This is a genomic window from Rhodococcus ruber, from assembly GCF_016804345.1.
GTDB classification, from domain to species: Bacteria; Actinomycetota; Actinomycetes; order Mycobacteriales; family Mycobacteriaceae; genus Rhodococcus; species Rhodococcus ruber.
The window spans coordinates 3,980,084-3,996,090 of sequence record NZ_CP044211.1 but is presented as its reverse complement, the minus strand read 5'-3'; the positions used below and the strand labels follow the sequence as shown (position 1 = coordinate 3,996,090).

Below are 16,007 nucleotides of genomic sequence, written 5' to 3'. Positions count from 1 at the left end.
CGGCGGACAGTACCGTCGGCGGACCTCACCTCGTAGGGTCGAGGTATGAGGGACCGCGTCCCGCCCTCGGCAACTCTCGGCGACGTGCTCGCCGCGCGCCGACGCCGCCGGTTCGTCGGGCGTGCGGCCGAACTCGAGCTGGTACGTGCCGCCCTCGACGCACCCCGGTCCCCGTTCTCGGTGCTGTACCTGTACGGACCCGGAGGGATCGGCAAGACCAGCCTGCTCGACGAGGTCGCCGATCTCGCCGCGGGGGCCGGGTCGGCTCTCGTGCGTCTCGACGGGCGGGACCTCGTCCCCCATCCGGCCGCCGTCCTCGCCGCGTTGGAGAAGCACCTCGACGTGGGCGCGGACCGAATCGCCACCGCGTCCGGGCAACGCCTCGTGACGGTGATCGACACGTACGAGGCACTCGCACCGATCGACGGCTGGATCCGCCGGAATCTGCTGCCGCGGTTCCCGGACGACGCGGTGACCGTGATCGCGGGGCGGGATCCACCGTCGCCGCAGTGGCGCTCGGATCTCGCCTGGGGCGAGCTGCTGCGGGTGGTGTCGCTGCGCAACCTCGCTCCCCGGGAGAGCGTCGAATACCTGCGCGCCGCCGGGGTCCGGGACGACCTGCACGAGCGTCTCTGCCGCGTGACCCACGGCCACCCCCTGGCGCTGTCGCTGCTCGCCGACGCGGTGCTCCGCGGCGGCAGCGCCGACGCCGATCCGCTGACCCCCGACCTGGTGGGAACTCTGCTGCGCCGGTTCGTCGACGAGGAACCCGGCACGGTCCACCGGCGGGCACTGGAGGTGTGCGCACTCGCCCGCGTGACCACGGAATCGCTCCTGCGGGACGCGCTCGGCGCGGACGACGACTGTGCGCACGACGCGTTCCGGTGGCTTCGGAGCCTGTCCTTCGTCGAGACCGGCGCCGACGGGCTCCATCCTCACGACCTGGCCCGCGACGTCATCGACGCCGACCTGTGGTGGCGGGACGCCGACAGCTATGCCGACGTCTTCCGCCTCGTGTGGCGGCACATCCATCGGGCGCTCGACTCGACGACCGGCCGGCGGCAACAGCAGGCGATCTTCGATCTCAAGTTCGTGTTCCGCAACCTCGCCGGCGTGCTGTCGCCCGTGCAGTGGGAGAGCTGGGGCCGGCACTATCCCGAGCCCGCCACCGCTGCCGACCGCGCGGCGGTCGTCGAGCTGATCGGGACCGCGGAGGGAGAGGAGTCGGCCCGGCACGCACAGTGGTGGCTCGCACGGCAACCCGACGGCTTCTTCGTGCTCCGGTACCTGGACGGGACCGTCCGCGGCGTGATCGGGCTGCTGGATCTCACCCGTGCCGCCGAGGCGGATCGGGTCCGCGACCCGGGTGCCGCGGCGGGATGGCGGGCCGCACAGCGATGTACGCCGGTGCGCGAGGGCGAGGTCGTCACCCAGACCCGGTTCGTCGTGGACCGGGAGGAGCACCAGGACCCCTCGCCGACGCTCAACGCAGTCCCGATTCTCACGATCCAGCGATGCCTCACCACCCGGGGCCTTGCCTACGACGTGCTCGCCCTGGCCGAGCCGGACCGGTGGGACGACTACTTCGCCGTGGCCGATCTGCCGCGCGTCGCCGGCGGCGATTTCGTCGTCGGTGGCCGCCGGTTCGGTCTGTTCGCCCACGATTTCCGGCGCGTCCCGGTCGACGCCTGGCTCGAGCGGGTGACGGACCGGGCGCTGGCCCGCGGTCCGTCCCCGTCCGCGCCCGGCGCACCCGTGCTGCTCGTCCTCTCCCAACCCGAGTTCGCGCAGTCGGTCAAGCAGGGCCTGCACGACCTGCGGCGGCACGATCTCCTCGCCCGCAATCCGCTGCTGCGAACTCGAGTGCTCCACGACCGGACCGGCTCCGGGGAACCCGACGTCGCGCTGCTCGAGGAGGTGCTCCGCGACGCGGTCGCCACCCTGGCCGACCACCCCCGCGACGACAAACTGCTGCGGGCCGTGGATCGGACGTACCTGCGACCGGCCGCAACCCAGGAATCGGCCGCAGCGGCGCTCGGACTGCCGTTCAGCACCTATCGCAGGCATCTGACCGCAGGTGTGGAGCGGATCGTGTCGTGGCTGTGGGACCAGGAGGTGTACGGCCGCCGGCAGTGAGCACGACCGAGCACCGAACGGACTGGTGACCGAGCACAATCCGGCCGCATGCTTCTCGCACTCGAACGAGGAGGTGCCGGAAATGGTGACACGAATCGGTGATCGTGCCGTGGTGCTCGGAGCGGGAACGGCCGGTTTGCTTGCCGCACGGGTGTTGTCGGATGCGTACTCGGATGTGGTGGTGATCGATCACGACCGGCTGCCGGACGGTGCCGCGGCGCGGCGCTGTGTACCGCAGGGACGGCACATCCATGTGCTGGTGGCCGGCGGGATGCGCGCCATCGAGAATCTGCTGCCCGGCCTCACCGCGGAGCTCGTCGCAGACGGGGCGCCGCTGGTGGACCAGTGCGGCGACGTGCGCTGGTATCTCGGCGGCCACCGCCTCCGGCAGACGGAGAGCGGCCTGACGGCGGTGAGCGCGAGCCGGCCGAATCTCGAACATCGGATCCGGTCCCGCGTCGCCGCACTGCCCGGAGTGCGGATCGTCGACCGGTGCGACGCGCTGGGGGCGATGGTGAGCGGTGACGGTCGACGGGTCACCGGCGTGCGCGTGCTCCGCCGGGCGGACGGCAGCGTCGAGGAAGTGCTCGACGCCGATCTCGTCGTCGACGCCACCGGGCGTGGTTCGCGAACCCCGGCGTGGCTCGAGCAGCTCGGATACCCCCCACCCGAGCGGGAGGAGGTCCGCGTCGATCTCACGTACGTCACCCGTACCTACCCTGCCGATCCGGCACGCATGGGCGGCGACCTGGGTATTCTGCTCGCGCCGTCCCCGCCGGACCCGCGCGGCGCCGCCCTCCAGACGATCGAGAACGGTCGCTGTCTCGTGACGGCGGTCGGCATGCTCGGTCACCGGCCCCCGGCCTCACCGGAGGGCTGGGTGGACTTCGTGCGGTCCTTGCCGTGGCCGGACGTGTACGACGCGATCCGGGACGCCGAGCCGCTCGACGCACCCCGGTCGTACCACTTTCCGGCGAGCCGGCGCTTGCGATACGAACGGTGCCGGCGGCTGCCGCAGGGGCTGCTGGTGATCGGCGACGCGGTGTGCAGCTTCGACCCGATCTACGCGCAGGGCATGAGCGTCGCGGCGTTCGAAGCCGTGCTCCTCGCCGAACACCTTGCCCGCGGCCGGGAACCGGACCCGCACCGGTGGTTCCGGGACGTGGCGAAGGTCGTCGCCGTGCCCTGGGACATGGCGACCGGCGGTGACCTAGCCTGGCCGGAGGTCCAGGGCCGGCGCGGCGCGAAAGTGCGCGTGGCCAACCGCTATCTGCCGCTCGTCCACGCCGCTGCCGTGCAGGATGCCGAGGTGGTCCGCGCATTCTTCCGGGTCGCGGCGATGGTGGACCCGCCGGGGAGGCTGGTCGCCCCGCCGATACTGCGCCGGGTGCTCCGGCGATCGATCAGTGCTTGTGCAGCCGGGCCTCGAACTCCCGCTCGAGAGCCCGCCACGCCTCTGCCTCCGCGGTGAACGGCGCGCTGGGCGCGAGCCGTGTCGGATCCGGTTCGAGCACGTAGTTGACGAACCAGCCCAGCTCGGTGGAGCCGGCCAGCGTGGCGTCGGTGCTGTCGTCCTCGGCGTAGTTCGCGGCGTCGGTGAACAGCTCGACCGCCAGATCCAGCTGATCGGCGTCCACCGCCTCGGTGCCGTGCTCGATGTCGTCCGCGATCCCGGGCAGCACGTACACGTTCTCGTCCGTCACGTCGATCTCGAGGGAACCGTCCGTCGCCGCGTGCCGGATGTCGTCGTAGGTGCTCAGCGCCGCCAGGTCGTGGTCGTGGTGGTCGGCGAGATAGCGCGCCAGCGCCCGCTCGGTGGGGAACACCAGGATCGTCCCGTCCCGGCCGAGGAACAACGCATCGTCGTCGACGTAGCAGCGCAGGGTGAACCACGTGCCGTCGGAGGCGATGATCTTGACCGGGTCGATCCCGACCGCGGTCCAGAAGCTCGTCTCCTCGTCCTCGTCCTCGTCCCCGTCGACGAACTCGTACTCCTCGTCCTCCGCCTCCTCGGCCGCGTCCTCGGCCTCGACGACGTTCTCCTCGGCCGCGACGAGTTCCGCCTCGGCTTCGGCGACGAGTTCGGGGTCCACCTCGGGCGACTTCACGACGCCGTCGATCGCGTCGAGCACCGCGTCCCAGTCCTCGGCGACGGCCGCGCCGACCCGATTCCACAGTTCCACGCCCTCGCGGCCCTCGAACGCCGCGACTCCGTGGCTCAGCAGCGCCTCGATCTCGGCGCGCTCGAAGAACTTCGTCACCGGCTCGAGTTCGCACACGTCGCCGAGGACGGACGCGATGTCGAACGTGTTCTGCAGTTCGGCGACGGACTCCGGATCCGCGTCGTCCGCCACGAGTTCCGGCACGCCGATCAGGTCGTACGAATGGCTCTCGTCCGGCTCGAACTCCTCCGCCGCGAGTTTCGACACGACCGGCCAGGCCGGATGCTCGACGAGGTCGTTGTCGGCGCCGGAGCGGACGAACGCAACGAGCTCGGCCACCGCGCCGAACGCATACAGATCGTCACCGTGGCCCAGGAACGCCTCCCATTCGTCGTCGCCCTCGCGCCACCGCGGCGCCCAGAGGGTCGCGACGTCGCCGTCGGTGAGACCGAGCTCGATCGGGACGATGTCTCCAGCCATGGTCGCCAAGCCTAGCCACCTCCGGGCCGAAGACATAGCGGAGCGGCGGTGAGACAGCCGTCACCCGAGCGCGCCACGGAGATCCCCGAGCAGACGGGCCCGTTCGGCGGCGGCGACCCGTGCGGCCTCGTGCGCCGTGGCCAGGATCGATGCCGCCACGTCCCGGGTGCGGTGCCCGCGCAACGTCTCGGCGAGCCACAGTCCGGTCAGGGCGCCGTTGCCGTCCACCTCGGCCCGCACGAGACCGTCCGGACTCGTCGCAGTGCCCGAGACCACGCCGAGCGCGGCCACGCAGTCCTGCAGGGCCCCGAGCCTCGTGCGCACACTCTCCACGATCTCCGTCACGCGCTGGTCGCTCGCCGACATCGCGCTCACCACCGGAGCGCCGCACGAGTTCCGGCCGCGTGCCCGTCGTCGCGGCGCGCCCGCTGCACGGCATCGTGGGTGGTCAGGCCCAGCCGGTTCAGCAGTCCTTCCGGCATGCCTCCGTCCGCCAGTTCCTCTCGGTGCCGCGCGGCGGCCTCGAGTGTCGTGAGTCGGCACAGCGACACGATCTGCTCGGCCAGTTGTGCTGTGCCGTAGCGTAGTTCGCTCTGATCGATGTGAAGGTCGACGGGCAGGCCCTGTTCGGTGGTGCGCACCGAGATGGTGCCGGCCCGGTTCCGGGCGGTCGCCGTCGTGATGGTCGTCTCCGGGGTGTCCATACCGGACTTGGACGCGCACCCGCACCGATCGGTTCCCGTGTCACCCGGTGGGCCGGAAGAATCCCTGGAATCCCATCCCGCTGTTCGTGGTCCGGATCGGCGACACTTGCACCGGGTCACCCGCCTCGACCATGAGGCCGTTTCCGACGATCATCGCGACGTGCCCGTCCCACACCGCGAGATCGCCGGGTTGCACCGCGCTCGCATCGACTGCGGTTCCCACGTCCTGATCCTGGGCCAGGCGCGGAATCTGTACTCCGGCCTGTCCGTACGCCCACTGGGTCAGTCCGCTGCAGTCGAGGCCCTGCCCCGGCACGGTCCCACCCCACACGTAGGGCGTGCCCTGCTGGGAGAGCGCGTGACGCACCGCATCGGCCGCCGCCCGATTCGGTGCGACGGCCACGCTGCCGTCCGGTAGCCGCACCTCGGTTCCGGGGCCGCCGAAGGCCCGCGGCTCGCCGGACTGCGACGCGGCCGGACCCTGGCCCGGCGACACGGCCGGATCCTGGCCCGGCGACACGGCCGGATCCTGGCCCGGCGGTGCGGCCGAGGCAGGATCCGACGGCATCAGCTCTGCCATCCGTGCCGTGTGCTCCGCCAGCGCCGAGGTGACCCGGGCCAGGACGTCGAGTCCCGCTGCGATGTGCTCGACGGCCGCCACCAGCAGCATCATCTGTGCCTGCGGGAGGGCGGCAAGGGGAGCGGAGCGCTCGGCCAGCGTCGTGAACGAGTCGATCAGCCGGGCGATCTCGGCGGCGCCGGTCACGACGGTCGTCGTCGCGTCCACCGCGACGTCGGCGATGGCCGTCCCGCGGTCGGCGGCGGCGACGAGGTCGGCCAGGGCCCGTTCGCCGCTGCGGACGGCGGTCTCGGCGGCAGCGCCCGCCCAGTCCCACGCGAGCTCGCCCAGCGCGGCCCGGCCCACCGTGTGTACGCCCTCGACCAGTTCCGTGCAGGAGCGCAGTGCCGCGGCCGGATCGGTGGCGACGGCGCCGGTGCCGAACGCCGACAGCAGCTCGGCCAGGGGAGCGGTGAGCAGATCCACCTCCGGCATGCCGGTCACCGCGGCGCTCCGGCGGCCTTCAGCAGTGCCGACTGGGCGGTGACGGCGTGCTCGTAGGCGGCCGCGGTGGCACCGGCGACCGCACCCATTGCCGCGAAGGTGCCGCCGAGCCGGGTCAGTTCCGTCTCGTGGGCGCGGTGGGTGGCCGCGAACGCGGCGAGGAACGCGGCGCCGACCGGACCGAATGCCGTCGTGAGTGGCGCCGGATCCACCGCGTGTGCCTCGCCGGCGGCTTCGTGGAGCCGCTCGGCCATGGCCGTAGCGGTGCGTCCGAACGCCGCGATCGTCTCGGGTCGGGCACGTACCACGTCGTGGTTGCCGGTGCCTGCGTCCATTCGGGCTGCTCCCCCTCGGTGAAACGGATCGTCCTTCGACCGGTTGGACGCAGCGGGTGGTGCCCCGGTTCCGCGTCGACGAGCCGGATTTGTTCCCCGCCACGGGTTGTGGGACCTTGGAAGCGAGCCCGGAACCCGGGTTCCCGGACGAGGGGCGCCGTACCCGGTGTGCGACAAGACGGCCCGAGGGAGCCTGTGATGTCGTGGTTGGTGCTGGTGGTGTCCGGGGTGCTGGAAGCGGTGTGGGCCACGGCATTGGACAGATCCCGAGGCTTCACCCGTCTGGTTCCGACGGTCGTGTTCGTCACGGCGCTGACCGCGAGCATGGCGGGACTGGCCTATGCGATGCGTCGATTGCCGGTGGGAACGTCCTACGCCGTGTGGGTGGGGATCGGCGGGGTGCTCACCGTGGTCTACGCGATGGCGACCGGGAACGAATCGGTCTCGGCATGGAAGATCCTGTTCCTGACCATGATCGTCGGCGGCGTGGTGGGACTGAAGTTCGTCCACTGACACGGTCGTGGGGGCCGCCGCTGTCCTACTCGACGAAGCCTTCCTGCACGAGCCAGTCGTAGGCGACCTCGGCCGGCTCCTGGCCGTCGACGTCGATCCGTCCGTTCAGTTCGATGAGAGTCTCGTCGGTCAGCTTCCGGGAGACGGGGGCGAACAGCTCCGCGATCTGCGGGTTCTCGGTGAGGGTCTCCTCGCGGACGACGACCGCCACGTTGTAGATGGGGAAGAACTTCCGGTCGTCCTCGAGCACGGTCAGATCGAGGGCCTCGATCCGGCCGTCCGTGGTGAACACCTCGCCGAAGTTGCAGTCGCCGCGTGCCGTCGCCTCGTAGATGGCGCCGGTGTCGAGCGTCCTGATGTTCTCGCGTGGGACACCGGATCCGAGCGGAATGCCGTAGGTGTCGAGCATCGGCTGCAGGCCGTCGTTGCGGTTGGCGAACTCGGATTCGACGCAGAAGGTGCGTTCGGCGACCGGGATGTTCGCGATGTCGGAGAGCGACGCCACGCCGAGGCGCTGGGCGTCGGCGCTGGTGGCCGCGAAACCGTAGGTGTTGTTCATGGGGGCGGGCGGCAGCCACACCAGACCGTTCTCGCGCAGGTCCTCGTCGCGCACGGCCTCGTACTGCTCGCGCTCGTCGGGAATCGCTTCCTCGTGTCCGAGGTAGGCGATCCAGGCCGTGCCGGTGTACTCCCACTGCAGATCGACCTGTCCCTCGAGCTGTGCCTGGCGGGAACTGGCACTGCCGGGGATGTTGGTCAGATCCGTGACGTCCGCGCCCGCCGAGCGCAGGAGGATCACCGCCATCTTCCCCAGGAGGATGCCCTCGGAGAAGTTCTTCGATCCCACCGAGATGCTCGCACCGTCGAGCGGCTCGACGGACTGCAGCGGGCCCGCGAGTTCGCCGGTGGGGACGAACCCGCCGGCGGTTCCCAACCCGCACGCGGCCAGCGTCGACGCCGCGAGGAGCGCTCCGGCGAGCCGGGACAGCAGGCGCGCGGTCACGCGCGGAGCCCCTTCGGCCGGACCGTGAACTCGAGCATGCGCCCCGCCCAGTCGACCAGAAGAGCGAGCAGCGCCACCAGCAGCGCACCGCTGACGAGGACGGGATAGCGGAAGAGGGTGATGCCGGTGACGATGAGGGACCCGAGGCCGCCGGCGTTGATGAAGGTGGCGAGGGTGGCGGTGCCGACCAGCAGAACGAGCGCGGTGCGGACGCCGGTCATGATCACCGGCAGGGCGAGGGGCAGCTCGACCCGGAGCAACACGCCGAGCCCGGACATGCCGAGGCCGCGCCCGGCCTCGACGAGGGTCGGATCGACGCCTTCGATGCCGGTGATCGTGTTCCGCAGGACGGGCAGCACGGCATACAGGGTCAGGGCGACGACGGCGGTGCCGAATCCGAATCCCAGCCAGATGGCCAGCAGCACGAGCAGTCCGATGGCCGGTGCCGCCTGCCCGGCGTTGGCGACACCCACCGCGACGGGCGCGAGGGCGCGCGACGCGGGCCGGGTGAGGACGATCCCGAGCGGGACGGCGATCACCACGACGAGGATCGCCGAGACCACCGTGAGTTCGACGTGTTCGCGGAGGAGGGTCGAGATGGTGGCCCATTCGAGCTGGCGGGCCTCGATCGAGTCGAGGTCCGCGTTCGCGCGCCACAGCGCCCAGGCGGCGAACACCACGGCGACGACGAGTGGCAGGACGAACAGCATCGCGATACCGCCGCGCCGGCGCGGGGGAGGACCTGGACGGGTTCCGGCCCGGGAGGACGCCGGTTCGGTGTCGATGCTCATGTGTGCTGTCCCGTCTCACCGGGGCCTGCGGCCGCGGACTGCGACTCACCGCCGCGGATCCGTCCGGTCACCGATTCGAAGTTGATCAATCCCTGGAATTCGCCGTGCCGTCCCGTCACGATCGCGGCCCCGTGAGCGGAGGCGAGCATCGTGTCCAGTGCGTCGTTGAGGGTGGCGTGCCGGTCGAGGGTGACCAGGTCGTCGGGGTCGCCGTCCGGGACGGTGCCCGAACCCTGCAGTTCGCGCACCCACAGCCAGGCCACGGGACGACGGCGCCGGTCGAGGACGACGACGGTGTCGTCCCCGCGTGCCCTGGCGCGTGCGACGGCCTCCTCGGCGGAGCTGCCGACTTCCGCGGTGGTGGGTTCGGCCAGTTCGACCTCCGCGACGCGGCTGAGCGAGAGCTGTTTGAGTGTGGAACCGGCACCGACGAATTTCTCCACGAACGGGCTCGCGGGTGCCGACAGTATCGTCTCGGGGGTGTCGTACTGTGCGACGTGCCCGCCCTCCTGCATGATCAGGATCCGGCTGCCCAGTTTGACGGCCTCGTCGATGTCGTGGGTGACGCACACGATCGTCTTCCGCAGATCGTCGTGGATGCGCAGCAGCTCGTCCTGCAACCGGAGCCGGGTGATCGGGTCCACCGCGCCGAACGGCTCGTCCATCAGCACGACGGGCGGGTCGGCGGCGAGGCCCCGGGCGACGCCGACCCGCTGCTGCTGCCCGCCGGACAGTTCCCGCGGGTAGCGGTCCCGGTACCGGTCCGGGTCGAGGTTGACCAGTTCGAGCAGTTCGGTGACGCGGTCCGCGGTTCGCCGCCGGTCCCAGCCCAGCAACCGGGGCACGATCGAAATGTTCTGCGCGACCGTCATGTGCGGAAAGAGGCTGCCGCCCTGGATCACGTACCCGATCCGCCGCCGCAGGTCGTCGACGTCCGCGGACCGGATGTCGTCGCCGCCGATCCGGATGGTTCCGGACGTGGGTTCGACGAGACGGTTGATCATCTTCAGCGACGTGGTCTTGCCGCAGCCCGACGGGCCCACGAACATCACGATCTCGCCCGCGGGGATGTGCAGGCTCAGACCGTCGACTGCCGGGCGCGCCTGCCCGGGGAACGTCTTGACCACGTCGATCAGGTCGATGTCGGTGCCGCTGATCTGCGCTGCGGACGGCGGCGGCGTGTTCATGTCAGGCACGGATTCCCTTCGAGACGGTGACCTTGCCGAGCGCGAGGAGCAGCGCGTCGAGCGCCAGCGCGAGGACGACCACTCCGATCGTGCCGACCAGGGCCGAGTTCAGTGCGTTCGCGCCGCCGATCTGCGACAGGCCCGTGAAGATGAACGAGCCGAGACCGGGGCCGAGCACGTAGGCGGCGATCGCGGCGATGCCCATGGACATCTGCGTCGAGACCCGCACCCCGGCGAGGATGACGGGCCAGGCCAGCGGGAGCCGGACGCGGGTGAGCGTGCCGATCTCGCCCATGCCGATTCCGCGTGCGGATTCGACGAGGGTGCCGTCGACGCCACGCAACCCGACCACCGCGTTGCGCAGCACCGGCAGGGTCGCGTAGAAGGCGACCGCGAGGAATGCCGGTGCCACCCCGATCCCGACGAGCGGGACGAGGATGCCGAGCAGCGCGAAGGACGGGACGGTCAGGCCGACGGCACTGAGGGTGTTGGCCACCGGTTCGAGCCGGGGGATCCGGGTGACGACCACCGCGAGCACGACGGCGACGACGGTGGCGAGAAGCACGGCCTGCACGACGAGGCTCACATGCTGGTACGCGCTGAAGGCGATCTGCGCCTTGCGCTCGTCGATGTAGTCCCACATGCCCACCCGTCCCGTCCGTCCGCAGGCCCGACTGTCACGATGGCACACGTGCCCCGCGGTCGGGGCGAGTCCGGAAAACGGGACTGCGGCGGACCGTGCGGGCGGGCTGCGCCGGTGGGCTGTGCCGGGAAGCAGTCGGCGACGGCGGGCGAGCGACGGCGTTCTATCCTTCCGGCATGGATTCGCTCGTCGTCGACCACCCGCTCGCCGCTGCCCTCCTGACCACGCTGCGCGACGAGCGCAGCGACAACGCAGCCTTCCGCTACGCGCTGCGCCGGCTGACCCAGATGCTGGTGTACGAGGCGATCCGGGACGCCCCGGTCGAGCAGTTCGAGGTGCGCACGCCGGTGGCGACGACGGTCGGTGTGCGCCTTCGGCAGCCACCGCTGCTGGTGCCGGTGCTGCGTGCGGGCCTCGGGATGGTGGAGCAGGCCCATGCGCTCATCCCGCAGGCGCGGGTGGGCTTCGTCGGACTGGCCCGCGACGAGAAGACGTTCGAGCCCGTGCCGTACCTCGAGTCGCTTCCCGACGACCTGTCCGGGCTGCCGGTGTACGTGCTCGATCCGATGCTCGCCACGGGAGGTTCGATGGTGCACACGATCGACCTGCTCGTCGCGCGCGGCGCGACCGATGTCACGGCGGTGTGCGTGGTCGCGGCTCCGGAGGGGGTGGCAGCCCTGTCCGAGTCCGGTCACCCGGTCCGGCTCGTGACCGCGTCGATCGACGACGGTCTCAACGAGAACAAGTACATCGTTCCGGGTCTCGGGGATGCCGGCGATCGGCAGTTCGGCCCACGCTGACCCCCTACGCGGACCCGCTCGGGCGGTATCGGCGATCCGCCCGAACGTCCGTATCGCGCATTTTATCCGAATGGTCTGTTTTGTTGCAGGATAACAATAGAGTTTCGGATGAGGTTGGACGGTGGTGCCCGGCCGCGCGGGCGACGGGCGGTGCATGGACATCGAAATGCCAGCCCGGAAGAGGTTTTCGGTGCAGAGCGTGGGGCGCCGAGGATCCCGATCCGAGCGGCAGCGACCGGGCGGGCACCGTCTCGATTCGGGGAAGTTGATCAACTCTCCTTTTCTCCGGGCCCGCTCTGGTTACGCTCCCCGTGATCGGTTGGAACGTCCACTGTCCTCGACCGCCCACGAAAATGAGGTCCGCTCGATGATCAACACCTTCTCCGGCAGCAGATTTCGACAGTGCGCCCGGGCCACCGCACTCGGTGCGGCCGCCGTGCTGGGCATGGTGGTGGGGTCCGGTAGTGCCGGAGCCGCTGTCGACAACGCCCGGACGCTGCCCCTCGGCAACAACAACGCCATCGAAGTCCTTCAGGCCGACACGTCGATCCAGTCCTATCCGCCGCTCGACAGCTCGCCCGTCAGTTTCGAGTTCTTCCACGACGAGGTGGTGTCGGTCAACTTCACCGGGCCCGATGCCGACTCGTTCCAGGACACCAAGCTGACCATCGGATACCAGATCGGCTACCCGGTCGCGCTCAACGGGGCCGTCGTGCACATCAACACCCCCAGTCTCGACTGGGAGGTCGGCAACGAATTCGGTATCGGCGTCGAGCTCGCCCCCGAGTTCGGCCTCGGGCTCGACGCGAGCACCGGCGCGACGATCGGCGGGTCGATCATCCCGTCGCAGGAGATCGAGGTCGATCTCTCGCCGGGCGGCATCACCGACGTGGCGTTCGTCGAGGACATGGAGTTCGACGGCCGGTCGGCGACCGTCCGGCTGGCCGGAGTCCACGGCTCGGTCTCGGGGGCACTCGGCCCGGTCACGATCCGGCCGTACGCCCGGGCTGTCACCTCGAACAACGACACCGTCATCACCTACGGTGTGCCACACCGTCTCTGAGGGTGGCCGTTCCTCCGCCGGGCCGGTGGCGACCGCGAGAAGCGGCCGTCACCGGCCCGGTGTCGCGCGTCAGCGCTCACCGAGGCCGGTCGCCCACGCGCGCAACGCCTTCAGCCGCGCGGTCGCGCCGTCGCGGTCACCGTCCGCGGCGACGGACTCGAGGTAGCACTTGAGCTTCGGCTCGGTGCCCGACGGCCGGACCACGACCCGCACCGACGCGCCCTCGAGTACCACGGCGTCCGTGCGCAGCGGGCCGCTCGCCGCCGCGAGGTCGGTGGCCGTGACCGGCTCTCCGGCGAGTTCGGCCGGCAGCGCGGACCGCAACCGGCTCATGATCGCCCCGATCCGGGCGAGATCGGCCACCCGGATCGAGACCTGATCGCCGAGGTGCAGCCCGAACTCTCGGTGGAGGGCGTCGAGCGCGTCGACGAGAGTGCTTCGGCGAGCCTTCAATTCGGCGGCATAGTCCGCGACGACGACCGCCGTCGCGATGCCGTCCTTGTCGCGCACCGCATCCGGGTCGACGCAGTGACCGAGGGCCTCCTCGTACGCGTACACGAGTCCGTCGCCCGCGCGAGCGAGCCACTTGAAGCCCGTGAGGGTCTGCGCGTAGCGGGCGCCCCGTGCGGCGGCGAGTCTGCCGAGCAGGGCCGAGGAGACGATCGTCGTCGCCACCAGCGCGCCGCGCGGGGCACCCGCGAGAATCCGGTCCCCGAGCAGCACCCCGGTCTCGTCGCCGCGCAGCATCCGCCAGCCCTCGGGCGTGGGGACGCCCACGGCGCATCGGTCCGCATCGGGATCGAGGGCGAGCGCGATGTCCGCGCCCACGTCGGCGGCGAGTGCGAGCACGGCATCGGCGGCCCCCGGTTCCTCCGGATTGGGGAACTCGACGGTGGGGAAGCGGGGATCGGGGGCGAACTGGGCGTCCACCACGTGCACGTCGTCGAAGCCCGCGGCGTGCAGCGCCGCGACGGCGGTCTCGCCGCCGACGCCGTGCAGCGGTGTGAGCGCGATGCGCAGGGTGCGCGCCGTGCCGCGCGGTAGCGAGGCGACGCGCGCCAGATAGCGCGCCACCAGGTCGTCCCCGGTGGGCGCGACGGCGGTGCGCGGCACGGACGTCGCCGCGCCGACGGCGTCGATCGCCCTCTCGATCTCGCGGTCGTCCGGCTCGACCAGTTGTGCACCGCCCCGGGTGTAGACCTTGTAACCGTTGTCCGGGGCCGGGTTGTGGGACGCGGTGATCTGCACGCCCGCGACCGCATCGAGGGCCCGCACGGCGTACGCCGTCACCGGGGTCGGCAGCGGGCGCGGCAGGGCCACGACGTCGAAACCGGCGGCCGCGAGGACCTCGGTGGCGGCGGCGAAGAACTCGGCGGATCCGGTGCGGGCGTCGCGGCCGACGACCACGGTGCCGCCGCCGCACCCGCGCGCGTCGAGCCATCGGGCCAGGCCCGCGGTGGTGCGGACGACCACGTCCTCGTTGATGCAGCCGGGTCCGTCGCCGACGGGACCGCGCAGCCCGGCGGTCCCGAAACGCAGGCTCACAGCCGGCCCGCCAGCTCGCGCAGCAGGTCGCCCATACGGGTCGCGGCGGCCCGTCCCGCCGCGAGGACCTCGTGGTGGTCCAGGTGCTCACCGGTGAGTCCCGCGGCGGCGTTGGTGACCAGGGAGATGCCGAGCACCCGCGCGCCCGCGGCACGCGCGGCGATGGTCTCGTGCACGGTGGACATGCCCACCAGGTCGGCGCCGAGCGTGCGCAGCATGCGGATCTCGGCGGGGGTTTCGTAGTGCGGGCCGGGCAGTCCTGCGTACACGCCCTCGTCGAGGGTGGGGTCGATCTCGCGGGCGAGGGCGCGCAGCTCCGGACAGTAGGCGTCGACGAGGTCGACGAACTGGGCGCCGCGCAGGGGCGAACGGCCGGTGAGGTTGAGGTGGTCCGAGATCAGCACCGGCTGACCGACCGTGTGGTCGGGCCGGATGCCGCCGGCGGCGTTGGTGAGCACGACGGTGTGCGCGCCGGCCGCGACGGCGGTGCGCACCGGGTGCACGACGCGGCTCAGGTCGTGCCCCTCGTAGGCGTGGGTGCGGCCGGCGAGGAGCAGCACCGGGGTCTCGCCGACCCGCACCGAATGCACGGTGCCCGAATGCCCTTCGGCGGTGGGCGGGGCGAACCCGGGAAGTTCGCCCATCGGGACGTCGGCGACCGCCGGGCCGAAGCGCTCCACCGCGGCGCGCCAGCCCGAGCCGAGGACCACCGCGACGGGGTGTTCGGGCACGCCGGTGCGTTCGGCGAGTGCCGCGGCGGCGCGGGCGGCCTCGGCAGGGGGGTCGGCGATGGCGTCGGGTGTTCCCATGTCGGTCGACCCTAGCGCCAAGCCTGTTGTTACTCGTCGGTAGGTTGTGGCGCTATCCTCTCCGCATGCCATACCTCGACCGCGACGGCGACGTCTTCGTCCTCCATCTCGGCGACCGCTCCGGCGGCGACACCGAGAACCGCTTCCATCCCGGCTGGCTCTCCGCCGTCCACGAGCTGCTCGACGAGGTCGTCGCCCACGACGGCCCGGCCGCGCTCGTGACCGCGGCCACCGGGAAGTTCTGGAGCAACGGCCTCGACACCGACTGGATCTTCGGCAACCTCCCCGACCTTCCGGGCTACCTCGATTCCGTGCACGAGTTGTACGTGCGGATCCTGACCTTCCCCGCGGCGACCGTCGCGGCGGTGCAGGGCCACGCGTTCGGTGCCGGTGCGATGCTCGCGCTGACCCACGACTTCCGCGTGATGCGGTCCGATCGCGGCTTCTGGTGCCTGCCCGAGGTGTCCCTGAACATGCCGTTCACCGTGGGCATGTCCGCGCTCCTGCGCGAGCGGCTGCCGATCCAGGCCGCGGTCGAGGCGACCACGACCGGCCGCCGGTTCGGCGGCGCCGACGCCCTCGCGGCGGGCATCGTCGATCGCGCCGTCGACGGTGATGCCGTGCTGGCCGCCGCCGTCGAACGGGCCGCCGCGCTGACGGGCACCCGCGGCGCCAACCTGGCGGGCATCAAGCGTGGTCTGCATGCACCGCTGATCGCGGCACTCGAGACGAAGACGGACGAGTCGAACTTCCGCCTCGGGTGAGGTGCGCGC

Annotated in this window: 17 protein-coding genes and 1 riboswitch; of the genes, 6 read left to right on the top strand and 11 right to left on the bottom strand. The window is 71.3% G+C overall.

All coding sequences use genetic code 11. The annotated features are described in order from the left end of the window. Positions 1-45 precede the first annotated feature (45 nt). Both F1734_RS18505 and F1734_RS18500 read left to right on the top strand, forming a co-directional pair. Positions 46-2,136 carry an ATP-binding protein gene (locus F1734_RS18505; protein WP_203010869.1) on the top strand — a complete coding sequence of 697 codons (2,091 nt, stop codon included), beginning with the start codon at positions 46-48 and terminating at the stop codon, positions 2,134-2,136. Between the two features lie 82 nt (positions 2,137-2,218). Then, positions 2,219-3,607: an NAD(P)/FAD-dependent oxidoreductase gene (locus tag F1734_RS18500; RefSeq protein ID WP_040272515.1), complete on the top strand. Its 1,389-nt coding sequence runs from the start codon at positions 2,219-2,221 to the stop codon at positions 3,605-3,607. On the opposite strand, the gene F1734_RS18495 is transcribed toward F1734_RS18500, so the two are convergent. The 5 genes from F1734_RS18495 to F1734_RS18475 are packed head-to-tail and all read right to left on the bottom strand — an operon-like array spanning position 3,540 to position 6,880. Further along, positions 3,540-4,778 (bottom strand): primosomal protein, encoded by a 1,239-nt coding sequence (locus tag F1734_RS18495; RefSeq protein ID WP_203010867.1) that lies wholly within the window; start codon positions 4,776-4,778, stop codon positions 3,540-3,542. The genes F1734_RS18500 and F1734_RS18495 overlap by 68 nt on opposite strands. Before the next feature lie 60 nt (positions 4,779-4,838). Further along, a complete protein-coding gene (locus tag F1734_RS18490; protein ID WP_010594829.1) occupies positions 4,839-5,144 on the bottom strand; it encodes a YbaB/EbfC family nucleoid-associated protein in 306 nt (101 codons plus the stop codon). Positions 5,145-5,149: 5 nt separating this feature from the next. Continuing rightward, positions 5,150-5,482, bottom strand: a complete 333-nt coding sequence (locus tag F1734_RS18485) for a hypothetical protein (protein ID WP_010594828.1) — start codon at positions 5,480-5,482, stop codon at positions 5,150-5,152. A gap of 40 nt (positions 5,483-5,522) precedes the next feature. After that, positions 5,523-6,536 (bottom strand): C40 family peptidase, encoded by a 1,014-nt coding sequence (locus F1734_RS18480; protein WP_040272521.1) that lies wholly within the window; start codon positions 6,534-6,536, stop codon positions 5,523-5,525. Positions 6,537-6,541: 5 nt separating this feature from the next. Beyond that, positions 6,542-6,880: a hypothetical protein gene (locus F1734_RS18475; protein ID WP_010594825.1), complete on the bottom strand. Its 339-nt coding sequence runs from the start codon at positions 6,878-6,880 to the stop codon at positions 6,542-6,544. A gap of 121 nt (positions 6,881-7,001) precedes the next feature. Beyond that, positions 7,002-7,068: riboswitch (guanidine-III (ykkC-III) riboswitch) on the top strand. 10 nt (positions 7,069-7,078) lie between these two features. Here F1734_RS18475 and F1734_RS18470 point away from each other — a divergent pair. Then, positions 7,079-7,393, top strand: a complete 315-nt coding sequence (locus F1734_RS18470; protein ID WP_010594824.1) for a DMT family transporter — start codon at positions 7,079-7,081, stop codon at positions 7,391-7,393. A 25-nt stretch (positions 7,394-7,418) separates the two neighbouring features. On the opposite strand, the gene F1734_RS18465 is transcribed toward F1734_RS18470, so the two are convergent. The 4 genes from F1734_RS18465 to F1734_RS18450 are packed head-to-tail and all read right to left on the bottom strand — an operon-like array spanning position 7,419 to position 11,017. After that, positions 7,419-8,396, bottom strand: coding sequence for a glycine betaine ABC transporter substrate-binding protein (locus F1734_RS18465; protein ID WP_203010865.1), 978 nt, complete (start codon positions 8,394-8,396; stop codon positions 7,419-7,421). Further along, on the bottom strand, positions 8,393-9,187 hold the full coding sequence (locus F1734_RS18460; RefSeq protein ID WP_203010864.1) for an ABC transporter permease: 795 nt from the start codon (positions 9,185-9,187) through the stop codon (positions 8,393-8,395). The genes F1734_RS18465 and F1734_RS18460 overlap by 4 nt, the downstream gene beginning before the upstream one ends. Continuing rightward, positions 9,184-10,374 carry an ABC transporter ATP-binding protein gene (locus F1734_RS18455; RefSeq protein WP_010594821.1) on the bottom strand — a complete coding sequence of 397 codons (1,191 nt, stop codon included), beginning with the start codon at positions 10,372-10,374 and terminating at the stop codon, positions 9,184-9,186. The genes F1734_RS18460 and F1734_RS18455 overlap by 4 nt, the downstream gene beginning before the upstream one ends. Position 10,375: 1 nt before the next feature. Continuing rightward, positions 10,376-11,017: an ABC transporter permease gene (locus F1734_RS18450; RefSeq protein WP_010594820.1), complete on the bottom strand. Its 642-nt coding sequence runs from the start codon at positions 11,015-11,017 to the stop codon at positions 10,376-10,378. Positions 11,018-11,193: 176 nt separating this feature from the next. On the opposite strand from F1734_RS18450, the gene upp reads away from it, so the two are divergent. Beyond that, positions 11,194-11,817, top strand: coding sequence for a uracil phosphoribosyltransferase (upp, locus tag F1734_RS18445; RefSeq protein WP_010594819.1), 624 nt, complete (start codon positions 11,194-11,196; stop codon positions 11,815-11,817). A 367-nt stretch (positions 11,818-12,184) separates the two neighbouring features. After that, on the top strand, positions 12,185-12,880 hold the full coding sequence (locus tag F1734_RS18440; RefSeq protein WP_010594818.1) for an MspA family porin: 696 nt from the start codon (positions 12,185-12,187) through the stop codon (positions 12,878-12,880). 69 nt (positions 12,881-12,949) lie between these two features. Here F1734_RS18440 and F1734_RS18435 read toward each other — a convergent pair whose 3' ends face one another. Both F1734_RS18435 and F1734_RS18430 read right to left on the bottom strand, forming a co-directional pair. After that, positions 12,950-14,425, bottom strand: a complete 1,476-nt coding sequence (locus F1734_RS18435; RefSeq protein WP_203010863.1) for a phospho-sugar mutase — start codon at positions 14,423-14,425, stop codon at positions 12,950-12,952. After that, entirely contained in the window at positions 14,422-15,234 is an 813-nt protein-coding gene (locus F1734_RS18430; RefSeq protein WP_010594816.1) for a purine-nucleoside phosphorylase, read from the bottom strand. Before F1734_RS18430 ends, F1734_RS18435 begins: the two co-directional genes overlap by 4 nt. A gap of 65 nt (positions 15,235-15,299) precedes the next feature. Here F1734_RS18430 and F1734_RS18425 point away from each other — a divergent pair, with 65 nt between their 5' ends. After that, complete coding sequence (locus tag F1734_RS18425) at positions 15,300-15,998, top strand: enoyl-CoA hydratase/isomerase family protein (protein ID WP_010594815.1); 699 nt, start codon at positions 15,300-15,302, stop codon at positions 15,996-15,998. Positions 15,999-16,007: the final 9 nt, after the last annotated feature.